The following is an 11,548-nucleotide window of genomic DNA, read 5'->3' as shown; positions in this document are numbered from 1 at the left end:
GTTGTATAAATCATCCTTCCTCTGTGTCTTTGTTACCAACTAAAACACCTTCAAAATTACGGTTTACCAGATCAATCAGTTGCTAGAGTCAGATAAGCTGGTATTGAAGATCATGAAAAACTTACCAAATATTCTCAACAGACTAACTACGTTGTAACTGAATTATGTTTGATGCACTATCTGACCGTTTAGAGTCCGCCTGGAAAAAACTGCGAGGACAGGATAAAATCTCCCAATCCAACATACAAGACGCTTTGCGGGAAGTGCGTCGGGCTTTGTTGGAAGCAGATGTTAATCTCCAGGTGGTCAAAGATTTTATTAGCGAAGTCGAAACCAAAGCCCAGGGCGCTGAAGTTATCGCTGGTGTTCGTCCTGATCAACAATTCATCAAAATTGTTTATGATGAATTAGTGCAGGTGATGGGGGAAGAAAATGTTCCCCTGGCTGAAGTTGCAGGTAAGACCACCGTTGTCTTAATGGCTGGTTTACAAGGGACAGGTAAAACCACAGCCACAGCTAAATTAGCTTTACATTTACGCAAACAAGAACGTAGTTGTCTGCTAGTGGCTACAGATATCTATCGTCCCGCAGCTATTGACCAGTTAATTACCCTGGGTAAACAAATTGATGTCCCAGTATTTGAACTGGGAATTGAAGCAGACCCCGTAGAAATTGCCCGTCAAGGTGTGGAACGCGCCAGAGCAGAAGGGATAAATACAGTAATTATTGATACTGCCGGACGCTTACAAATTGACGAAGATATGATGGCGGAATTAGCCCGTATCAAAGAAATAGTCCAACCAGATGAAACCCTCTTGGTTGTTGACGCAATGACCGGGCAAGAGGCAGCAAACCTCACTCGCACCTTCCATGATCAAATTGGCATTACTGGGGCAATCCTGACCAAAATGGACGGTGATAGCCGTGGTGGTGCAGCGTTGTCAGTGCGGCAAATTTCCGGTGCGCCAATTAAATTTGTGGGTGTAGGGGAAAAAGTCGAGGCGCTACAACCGTTTTATCCCGATCGCATGGCTTCGCGGATTTTGGGTATGGGGGATGTTCTCACCTTAGTAGAAAAAGCCCAAGAAGAGATAGATTTGGCAGATGCCGAGCAAATGCAGGAGAAAATTCTGTCAGCGAAATTTGATTTTACTGACTTTCTCAAGCAAATGCGGTTATTGAAAAACATGGGTTCTTTGGGGGGCATCATGAAAATGATTCCCGGAATGAATAAGCTTTCTGATGATCAGTTGAAGCAGGGGGAAACTCAGCTAAAACGTTGCGAAGCTATGATTAATTCCATGACGGGCAAAGAACGCCGTGATCCAGATTTATTATCGAGTTCTCCCAGTCGCCGCCGCCGCATAGCTTCTGGTTCTGGGTATAGAGAAGCAGATGTAAGCAAACTGGTGGCAGATTTCCAAAAAATGCGATCGCTCATGCAGCAAATGGGACAAGGTGGTATCCCCGGTATGGGAGGAATGTTTGGCGGCGGTGGTAATCCTCTAGCCGCAGGAGGAAATCGTCCTTCAGCCGGTTGGCGTGGCTACCCCGGCGGCGCACCACCAACCAAGAAAAAGAAAGAGAAAAAGAAAAAAGGCTTTGGTACTCTTTAGAAATAATTGATAATTGACAATTGACAATTGACAACTAACTAATAGCCATTCATGGCTAGGAAGTGCTAAAATTAGCATTTCAGTGTGGGAAGTTTTGAATGTGGGTATTATCGCCTAGTCACTTCCTCATTCATTCAATTACAAATTCACTCTCTAGGAACAGGAGAAACATTTCTCAACATGATCAAACTGCGTTTAAAAAGATTTGGGAAAAAGCGGGAAGCAAGTTACCGGATTGTTGCCATGAACAACCTTGCTCGTCGTGACGGTCGCCCCCTAGAAGAACTAGGATTCTATAACCCCAGAACTGATGAAGTAAAACTAGACATTCCTGGTATCGTTAAGCGACTACAACAAGGCGCTCAACCTACCGATACAGTTCGTCGTATCCTTGTAAAAGCTAACGTTTTTGAACAGGTCCGTGCAACAGCCGCATCATAGTCTTGAAATTAAATCCCCAGCAACCGGTCCCAATTATGTTGGGCTGGTGAAGTTTCTTGTGCAGCCGTTTTTAGAATCTCCAGAATCTTTAAGCGTAGATTGTGAAATATCTCAAATCCTCAAGCGGGTTTGGGTTCGCATTGCTTTTGACAGCACAGATAAAGGTAAAGTGTTTGGTCGGGGGGGACGAAATATCCAGGCAATTCGTACTGTTATTGCCGCCGCAGCAGAACTAGCTGGGCAATCAGTATACTTGGATATATACGGTAGTAGTTCCCAAAGTCGAGATAGTATGTCTTTTGATGAAGAACAAGAAGATCGCATACTACCACCCAAATCGAGAGAAAGAGAGAGTAATATTCCCAGACCTGTTGTTAAACCACGTTTACGCTAGTACAGCTTGATCGGAATTAAAAATTAAAAATTAAAAATTAAAAAAGCAAATTCAAAAAGCTTTTTAAGGGTTTTTAATTGTTAGTTATTTTGACCGCATTGCCCTAGTTAGTTTAAATAGTGGAGAACAGATTAAATTCTGGGACAGACGGAGACAGGGGACAACAAAATTGTAAAATCTTGGCTGATAATTCCGTGTTTATTACGGATTTACAAGCCAAGAAATAGCAAATGTTGTCAGCCCATTTCCAAATAATAAAAATTCTAATTAATAGAAAATTATAGGATTTTCATCCTACATTTAATCAATAGGAAAATATTAATTTTGTTAAAAACAACTTTTCACCCCATTCAGGAATAATATGGCAGATGATGTCACCATTCAACTGCCTAATATGTCCAGTGCGATCGCTCTAGCCGGATATAGTGAGGCAAATATCAAGTTTCTATCACAACAAACAGGAGCTAACATAGTCCTGCGTGGACAAGAACTGTTAATTTCGGGAACACCCAAGCAAATTGAATTAGCAAATCGGTTAGTGCGATCGCTGGAAAATTTGTGGAGTAAAGGTAATAATATCTCCAGTGCTGATATTCTCACAGCCCGTCAAGCCCTAGACACCAATAGAGAAGACCAACTCCAAGACTTACAGCGCGATATCCTCGCCAAAACCCGTCGGGGATTTGAAATTCGCGCCAAAACCTTCCACCAACGCCAATATATAGACGCACTCCGCAGACGTGATTTAACCTTTTGTATTGGTCCTGCGGGAACAGGAAAAACCTATCTGGCTGTAGTTGTCGCTGTCCAAGCCCTACTCAGTAATCAATTTGAACGGCTGATTTTAACCCGTCCCGCAGTGGAAGCAGGGGAAAAACTCGGCTTTTTACCAGGAGACTTACAGCAAAAAGTCAATCCCTATCTACGTCCCCTTTATGATGCCATTAATGAATTTATAGACCCCGAAAAAGTCCCCAACTTAATCGAACGGGAAATCATCGAAGTCGCACCATTGGCTTATATGCGGGGACGAACATTAAATAACGCCTTTATCATCGTTGATGAAGCCCAGAATACCACACCGGCACAAATGAAAATGGTTTTAACCCGATTGGGTTTTAACTCCCGCATGGTAATTACAGGTGACATCACCCAAACCGATTTACCACCTCATCAAAAATCTGGTTTAGACGTAGCCTTACAAATTTTAAGAAACGTGGAAGGAATTGCAATTTGCGAATTTTCTCAAAAAGATGTGGTTCGTCATCCTTTAGTACAACGCATTGTTTCTGCCTATGAGAAATACGAAACGTAGGGGCGCAGGGTCTGCGCCCTCTTGCTTTCTGGATTGTATTACATCCAAAAAAACGCTATAAATCAAAAATTGAACAATAAGCAACTGAAAAACAAAAAACTATGACAACAACATTGAAAGAATTTTTAGAAGCTTGTGAAACCTTGGGAACTTTGCGCTTAATTGTCACCAGTAGCGCGGCTGTTTTAGAAGCTAGAGGAAAAATTGAAAAGCTATTTTACGCCGAATTACCAAAAGGTAAATATGCGAATATGCACACCGAAGGCTTTGAATTTCACTTAAATATGGATATGATTCAAAAAGTTAAATTTGAAACAGGGGAAGCCAAAAGAGGGAACTTTACCACCTATGCAATTCGGTTTTTAGATGGAGAAGAAAAACCTGCATTAAGCATATTTTTACAATGGGGTAAACCCGGCGAATACGAACCAGGACAAGTAGAAGCTTGGCAAGTTTTAAAAGAAAAGTATGGAGAAATTTGGCAACCTTTAGCCCTAGAAACCTTGTAGTTTGAAACAGTTCCCCGAATTCTTAAAGAAATAGGGGAATTTAATTTTTAATTCTCGATTTTTAATATGTTAATTAAACTAATTGTTAGTTTTTGCTTAATGCTTTTCTTGGTTTTAGGAAATAACGAAGCCCAAGCCGGAGAATTAGCCGAACATTTAGCCAAGTTTCCTCAATGGGAAAAATTAACATCAGTCAAACCAGCTAAGGGAGACTTAGTTTATCCTGAATGGATGACTGGTAAGTGGAAAGTTACCAGCACATTAGTAGATTTAGCAGCACCTTTAGCACCGGATATAGTTACACCAGGTTTTGAAGGTAATCGCAGTCAATTAAATCAACCAATTAGTTTTTTAGTTAAATTTGTGAAAGTTAAACCAAATAATTCGGGTTCACAAATTTTTCCCAACCTCAAAAATCAAGCATCAATATTAGTAGCTGATAGAGAATTTAATAGTTTAAATTTAACCAGGGCTTATTTAGGAGATGAAGCTGTATTATCATCCAAAGTAGATCCTGAATCTCCCAATCGTCAAATTACATTTTTCCGTGGTGAACGCCAATTAATTTCCATTGTAAGCGATCGCGTCACAGAAACAACACCAGATGATCAATTCATCACTACAGAAGTTTTTCAACAGTTATTTAAAGGTGGTTCTCGCCCCTATTTTAATTCTGTAGAATCAACCACCGCTTATCAAAAACTTTCCACCACCTCTCCAGCCATTACAGCAGATCAAGTAACCGCAGTCTATCTTTCCCCCCAAGATCCTGATTATTTTACCGCAGGTTCTCGACCAGTAGCATTATATCGTTATCGGCTGGAATTTTCTCGATCATTATAGGTAAGTGGGAAAACTTATAACTATGTCATTGCGAGTGAAACGCAGCAATCCCAAAACTTTTGGGTAATTTACAGTTCATTACATATTTGGGTTTATTAGCATCTACCTACTTAGCCAATTACATTTCAATTAAAAATCAGATGCTTCTTTTTTATTTTTAAATCCCCAAAGGGGGTGAACTTTTTGTAATCTATATTTAGTAGATATGTAGTATCAGTATTCCCGGCTAATTTTCGGGCTTTGGAATGTTATACATTATGGTTCAATTTAGAAATATTCTCAACTATTTTCGTCCTGACTGGAAACTGAGTATTTTCAGTATTACTGTATCTGGTATTTACGAAATTATTGATTTAGTTGTACCTTATGCAATTGGACAAATTTTAAATGTTTTGTCTAATCAACCTTTGGATAAAGCAATACAAGGAGTAATAATCAGTTCATCAAATATTACCAATTACCCAGTTAATCAAACTTTGTCTTTGGCTGTATTGCTTGGTTTAATCTTCCTCATTACAGTTGTGAGAGCGCCTACACAGCCTTGGTTAACAGCATGGTTTCACTGGGATATAGCCTTAAAAGCGCGACGAAATCAAAGTGAAATAGCCATATCTAAAATTCTCACTTTACCACTAGAATTTTATGATGAAAATAACCCTGGCAGGATTGGGGGAAGAGTAAGTAGAGGTATTGCTAACCACACCTGGAGTTATCCGGAAATTGCTGGACAATTTATTCCTAAACTCTTGTGTGTGGTGGGAATATTTTTCTTCATTGCTTTTATTGATTGGAAAATTGCGGTTTTATTGCTGATTTCCTGTATATTTATACTCAGCTTGAGTTGGAAACAATTGCAGCGGTTAAGTTTGTGTGAAACTCGCCTAGATAAATATATGGAGAACACAGACAGCCGCACTTCCGAGATAATTACTAATATCAAAACTGTTAAAGCTTATGCAACAGAACAGCAGGAACTAGAACGACAAAAACAACGTTTACATCGAGAATTAACCGTATTTGATTATCGTCTTCATAAAGGTTATGTGGAACTGGCTACTTTGCAAAAAACTGTAATTCAGTTTTGCGTCTTTATGATTTTATGTTTAACTCTAGCTGCCACTGTAAATGGGGAAATTTCTCTTGGTCATTTTGTGATGATATTGACTCTTTCTAGTATGGCTTATGGGGAGTTAGAACCTATCAGTAAATTAGCAGAATCTTTTATTCGTAGATATTCCGCAATGATCCGATTTCATGAATTTATACAAACACCATCAGGAAGAGATGCAAATGAACTTTTAACAGAATTAAATCAGCCAGAATCACCATATCAATTTTCTGGAAAAATTGAATTTTCTGGAATTAGTTTTGGATATGATAGCAATCGGCAAGTTTTGCAAGATATTAACTTGTTAATTGAGCCTTATCAAACAGTTGCTTTAGTAGGAAAATCTGGTTCTGGTAAGTCTACTTTAATCAAGTTGATATTGCGTTACTTTGAACCGCAAACAGGGCAAATTTTAATTGATAGTCAAGATATTTGCACCTTAGATGTGGGTAAGTATAGGCGCAGATTAGCAATTGTTCACCAAGAAGTAGACATTTTCAACGGAACTATTTTGGATAATCTCAAATATGGTAGACCAAATGCAACCTTGGAACAGGTACAGGAAGCCTGTATAATCGCCAGACTTGATGAAGTAGTTGAACACCTACCTCACGGTTATTACACCGTTGTGGGGGAGCGGGGGGTGAGGTTATCGGGGGGACAAAGACAGCGGCTAGGAATTGCGAGGGCGTTGTTGGTAGAACCAGACGTACTGATTTTTGACGAAGCGACCTCTAGCCTAGATTACGAATCTGAGCGTTCTATTCAATTAGCCATGCGTTCAATTCAGGGGACTCGCACCACAATTATTATTGCCCATCGCCTCAGCACTGTGAGGGAAGCTGATAAAATCGTGGTTCTCGATCAAGGGAAAATTGTCGAAGTTGGTAGTCATGCTGAACTTTTAAGCGTAAATGGCATTTACCACCGCTTACACGCTCTCCAAGAAACTGGAGAACTGATAGAATGAACTTCTGAAACTGTCTTGCTGTAAGGAATCTAGATTTTTTACAATTTCTTTTCTTTAACCCCTTGTCAAATCCAGGAACTGCTGCTATTATAGTTAACTGTGGGACAAAACGGGTCGATGTCCGAGTGGTTAATGGAGACGGACTGTAAATCCGTTGGTTTACGCCTACGCTGGTTCAAATCCAGCTCGGCCCATCTCCTACAGATATTAAGATTTATATATGCTGTGTAACTAAATAATTCACAGCATGATAAATCCTAATTATTGAATTTCAATTTTGCCCGTGTGGCTCAGTGGTAGAGCACACCCTTGGTAAGGGTGAGGTCACGAGTTCAATCCTCGTCACGGGCTTTCTAGATAATACTGACGATAGTTGAGTTTTGGGTTTTTGATTTCAGTAACAAAAAATCTGGGACTTTGACTCAATTTATCATTTATTTATAACATAAAAAAAGAAGTCAGAGATATGGGATTGGTGATGTTTACCCTTCTATGATTTTAATCTCTTCTGGTGTTAATTCGTAAAGTTGATAAACTAGCTGATCTATTTCTGTTTCTAATGTGGTTGTATCTGCTTTTAAACCTAATTTTTTAGCAGTGAGAATTTGATCAACTAATGTTTCTAATAACAATTCTTCAGCTTCTGTCGGTTCTTTAATAGGAAGTATTTCAATTTTATACTTTTTCCATCTATTTGTACCCATTCCTGTAGTAGTTGAAATTTGATTAAAATACCATTGTGATAGTCTAGAATTTAATATTGCTAACAAATACTTAAGTTTTTCACCAGTCATTAAGAAGGTAGTAGCTTCAGCATAATAGTTAGAATCATCAAAAGCAAATTTAGGTTGATCAGAAATTTCACCCCAAACAATTTTAGGTTTTTCAAAATCCTTCCAGTAAGCAATAGAATCTTGGGTTTCAAACCATTGATTATTTGTCTTCTTTCTACTACCTTGAATACCAGATTGTGCTAATCTTTTTTGTCCAATTTTTTCCAAATAGGTCATAATAGCTTGATATTTTGTAATATCTAAAGCTAAACTAGGGAAGGTACATATTAACCATTGATTTGAGAATTCATAACTATATTTTTTTAAATCTCTACCTCTTAAAATTGGCTGAATTATTTCAGCAGAATTAGAACTTTCAACGATTAATTGATTTTTAGTTTCCTCATTGATAATAAAAGCTTCATTGTATCCTGTCTTAATCCCAAAATTTATTGTTATTCTAAAATCCTTTAACTGTTTACCTATTTGTTCTATTTTCTGTTTCAAACTTCCACTTTCTTCATTACCTATAATCCATTCTGATGTGTTAGGTATTGTAAATTGAAAACAGTTATTATAGAAATATTTCTCTAATGAAGAACCGATAAGATAATTATTTTTTAGACTAGCAACATCAAAAAATCCATTAGCGTGATCTTTTTTCAAAATTATGATATTTGATTCAACAGTTGCTTCTTCAAAAATTTGAATATCTTCAATATTTAATAAAGTCTGGGGTTGCAGATTTTCAATTAAATATTTCTTCAGTGAATCACCATAAATAGTTTTTAACCAAGAATTAGAAGTAATGTAAGTTAAAAAACCTGCTTTTCTTAAAATGCAACTTCCTTTTTCATAAAACAAGCAATAAATATCTGAACCCTTTGTATAAGTTTGATAGTTATTTTCAAAATAAGCAGTTTGATATTTTTCTTTAATTTTAGATAGAGAGAAATAAGGAGGATTTCCAATAACGACATCAAAACCAACAAAAACACCATCATTATTCAAAACTTCAGGAAACTCAAAACGCCATTCGAGAGCATTTTCATATATTTTACCACTTTCTATTTCTTCAACTTTAATTTTTAATTTATCAATCTCATTCTTTAACTTAGCGATTTTTTTCTCCCGCGTTTTTTTCTCAGCTTTTGTTTCCTCAAACAATAAAATTTGATTTTCTAAATTATAAACTTCACCTTCTAACTTCCTTAACTTAGTTTTATTTAGATCACTTCCTTGTAAAGTTGTTTTAAAATTACCTTTAATATCATTAATCAATTTTTCCATTTCCCGTTTTTGCTCTTTATTTTCAGCATTACGGTAAGTTTGGATAGCATTTCTATAAGCTTCTACACTGCATTTATTTTTACTTAAAGCTGTTCGCAAATCAGTATCTAAAGAAAAACGACTAATTAAAGAATTACCACATTTAATATTAATATCAATATTGGGTAAAGTCTCCAATTCTGTATAATCACTTTCGGTTTGATAATAAGCATTTTTTAAAAGTTCAATCCATAACCGCAACCGACATATTTTGACAGAATTTAGATTTATATCTACACCAAATAAACAGTTTTCAATAATCATTTGTTTTTCATGAAATAGCATTTCTTGAACTCGTTGACTTTCCTTGTTTTTAGGATTATATTCAAATAATAATCCATCTTCATCAATAACAATCAACTCATCATTGACAACTTCAATATCATATTCCTTTAATCTTTTACCTTCCCTATCAAGTAAAATCTTTAGTTCGCTTTTAATAGCAATAATTTCATTGAGAGCAGAAACTAAAAAATGTCCTGAACCCACAGCAGGATCACATATTTTTAAACTATTGATAATTGTATTAGCGTCTTTTTTATCTTCTATCTTTTCATATAAATCATTAATACTTGCACAATTCCAACCTTTAATTTCATTAAACTTTTGTACAACCGCTCTTCTAATTGTTTCCCGACACATATACATAGTAATGAAACCGGGAGTAAAGAAAGAACCATCTTTATAACCGTTAATTTTCTCGAAAATCAAACCAAGTACAGACGCATTAATTAACCTTTTATTCTCTTCTTGAATTTCTTCCCCACTTTCACTACTAAAATCATAAGCATTGAGAAATTCAAAGAGATATTCTAAAGCATTAATTTCACCAATTCGTTTTTTTCCATTATTGTCTTTTAAGATAGTAGCAGAGAAAATTTCTAGTTTCTCATTTCTGAGGTTATTTATAAAAATAGTTAGTTGTTCAATATCCGTAGGTTCAAATAAAGAACTATTCAAATAGGGAACATGAGCAAATATCTTTTTTACACTTTCGGTTCTTTCATCTTGTTTGCGAGCTAATACGCTGAAAAAAAGACTGTTAAGATCATCATAATTTTGGACTTTCTGTAAATTCAAGAATTCCAACGACTGATCATTTTTATGATATTTGATTAATTGCGCTTCTAATAACTTCAAAAATAGAATTCTATTTACCCAAGTAATTGCTAATTCTAACCCAACGTTAAAAAGTTGTTCTTGATAAGTTTCTCCAAATTGTTCTGGTTTTTCTATTCGAGAAATTTTATCTAAACTATCAAGTTGGATAATTGCATTTTCAATTAGTGAACCCGGATTTCTCTCATTTTCTTTTTTGCGTTGAATGAGTTTTTTACCACCTTCTTTAGTTTCCGTCAAACCGATAATATGTAATAATTCACTGTAAAATCCTTTATCAAGAGTATTGCTATCATTCGCAAAAGGTAATTTTAATAAATGTGATGGTGAAAACAACTTAAACAGCGCAATCAATTTATGATTATGGGTATTTTCACCAGGTTGTAAATATTCCTGATATTCTCGAATATCAAAATGTGTAAATGGAATTTGGTCTTTAATTTCTGCAATAGCAACTTGAGCAATTTCTTTATAAAAGAAATCTGTTTTTTTACTTGTTAATCTTCCTTCTTCAAAATCTGTAAATTGCTTAACTAGGGCTTTATTTTCAATAAATGCTTTATCAAAACTATTTGCATCAAAAATAAACCATTCGTAGATATTAGTAGCTATTAAATATTTAATTTCTATATTTTTCTCTATCAGATGTTCCCGCAGAAAATATAAAACCAATTCTTGAAAAGCTTTAGTATTCAAATTACCAACTTTGAGCATTTCGCTTTTGTTGGTTGGCTTTTTAGCTTCCAGAATTACACCAACACTGCTTTTAGGATCTTTGCCATTGTGAATAACAAAATCATTTCGTCCTTTAGTATTAATAAAATAATTTTTACTATAATATGTGTTCTTTAAAAAATCGCCAATCAGATTTTTATGAAATTCTTCTGATTCGGTTTCGTTAATTTTTTCAATTAGGCTTTGCAAATTCTTTTTAAAATGTTCAATATCGTTTCTGTTAGGCTTAACTTTTAGAAAGGCTTTATTTAATGATTCTCTGGGCTGCATTTTATGTAAATTCATTTGCTTTAAATCTGAATTAAAGTACATTGTCTGAATCAGGATGTCCAGGATTTAAGGATGAACAGGATAAAAACAGGGATTTTAAATAATTACTTTTCAAACAACAATACC

General features: G+C 35.8%; 8 protein-coding genes and 2 tRNA genes. 9 read left to right on the top strand and 1 reads right to left on the bottom strand.

Annotated features, from left to right (window positions below):
- Positions 1-164: 164 nt before the first annotated feature.
- The 9 genes from ffh (at position 165) to FJR04_RS16890 (ending at position 7,547) form a co-directional block, all read left to right on the top strand.
- Complete coding sequence (gene ffh / locus FJR04_RS16930; RefSeq protein WP_168496861.1) at positions 165-1,616, top strand: signal recognition particle protein; 1,452 nt, start codon at positions 165-167, stop codon at positions 1,614-1,616.
- 180 nt (positions 1,617-1,796) lie between these two features.
- Positions 1,797-2,057, top strand: coding sequence for a 30S ribosomal protein S16 (gene rpsP / locus FJR04_RS16925; RefSeq protein WP_168497019.1), 261 nt, complete (start codon positions 1,797-1,799; stop codon positions 2,055-2,057).
- Between the two features lie 7 nt (positions 2,058-2,064).
- Complete coding sequence (locus FJR04_RS16920) at positions 2,065-2,451, top strand: KH domain-containing protein (protein WP_168497021.1); 387 nt, start codon at positions 2,065-2,067, stop codon at positions 2,449-2,451.
- A 361-nt stretch (positions 2,452-2,812) separates the two neighbouring features.
- The gene (locus FJR04_RS16915; protein ID WP_168496854.1) at positions 2,813-3,766 is read left to right on the top strand and encodes a PhoH family protein; all 954 of its coding nucleotides are present in this window, start codon (positions 2,813-2,815) and stop codon (positions 3,764-3,766) included.
- Positions 3,767-3,867: 101 nt separating this feature from the next.
- Positions 3,868-4,275, top strand: coding sequence for a ChuX/HutX family heme-like substrate-binding protein (locus FJR04_RS16910; RefSeq protein ID WP_168496852.1), 408 nt, complete (start codon positions 3,868-3,870; stop codon positions 4,273-4,275).
- Positions 4,276-4,341: 66 nt separating this feature from the next.
- Positions 4,342-5,118 (top strand): DUF6816 family protein, encoded by a 777-nt coding sequence (locus tag FJR04_RS16905; protein WP_168496850.1) that lies wholly within the window; start codon positions 4,342-4,344, stop codon positions 5,116-5,118.
- A 257-nt stretch (positions 5,119-5,375) separates the two neighbouring features.
- Complete coding sequence (locus tag FJR04_RS16900; protein ID WP_168496848.1) at positions 5,376-7,196, top strand: ABC transporter ATP-binding protein; 1,821 nt, start codon at positions 5,376-5,378, stop codon at positions 7,194-7,196.
- A 111-nt stretch (positions 7,197-7,307) separates the two neighbouring features.
- A tRNA-Tyr gene (locus FJR04_RS16895) sits at positions 7,308-7,390 on the top strand.
- An 85-nt stretch (positions 7,391-7,475) separates the two neighbouring features.
- Positions 7,476-7,547 (top strand) — tRNA-Thr (locus FJR04_RS16890).
- A gap of 131 nt (positions 7,548-7,678) precedes the next feature.
- Here the strand turns inward: FJR04_RS16890 and FJR04_RS16885 are convergent.
- The gene (locus FJR04_RS16885; protein ID WP_168496846.1) at positions 7,679-11,437 is read right to left on the bottom strand and encodes an Eco57I restriction-modification methylase domain-containing protein; all 3,759 of its coding nucleotides are present in this window, start codon (positions 11,435-11,437) and stop codon (positions 7,679-7,681) included.
- Positions 11,438-11,548 lie beyond the last annotated feature (111 nt).

It is taken from the genome of Anabaena sp. UHCC 0204, assembly GCF_009711975.1.
Lineage (GTDB): Bacteria > Cyanobacteriota > Cyanobacteriia > Cyanobacteriales > Nostocaceae > Dolichospermum.
This window is presented reverse-complemented; position numbering and strand designations above follow the sequence as displayed.

Coding starts and splice junctions, on each gene's coding strand:
- ffh (WP_168496861.1), top strand. CDS start 165: ATGTTTGATGCACTATCTGACCGTTTAGAGTCCGCCTGGAAAAAACTG.
- rpsP (WP_168497019.1), top strand. CDS start 1,797: ATGATCAAACTGCGTTTAAAAAGATTTGGGAAAAAGCGGGAAGCAAGT.
- FJR04_RS16915 (WP_168496854.1), top strand. CDS start 2,813: ATGGCAGATGATGTCACCATTCAACTGCCTAATATGTCCAGTGCGATC.
- FJR04_RS16910 (WP_168496852.1), top strand. CDS start 3,868: ATGACAACAACATTGAAAGAATTTTTAGAAGCTTGTGAAACCTTGGGA.
- FJR04_RS16905 (WP_168496850.1), top strand. CDS start 4,342: ATGTTAATTAAACTAATTGTTAGTTTTTGCTTAATGCTTTTCTTGGTT.
- FJR04_RS16900 (WP_168496848.1), top strand. CDS start 5,376: ATGGTTCAATTTAGAAATATTCTCAACTATTTTCGTCCTGACTGGAAA.
- FJR04_RS16885 (WP_168496846.1), bottom strand. CDS start 11,437: ATGAATTTACATAAAATGCAGCCCAGAGAATCATTAAATAAAGCCTTT.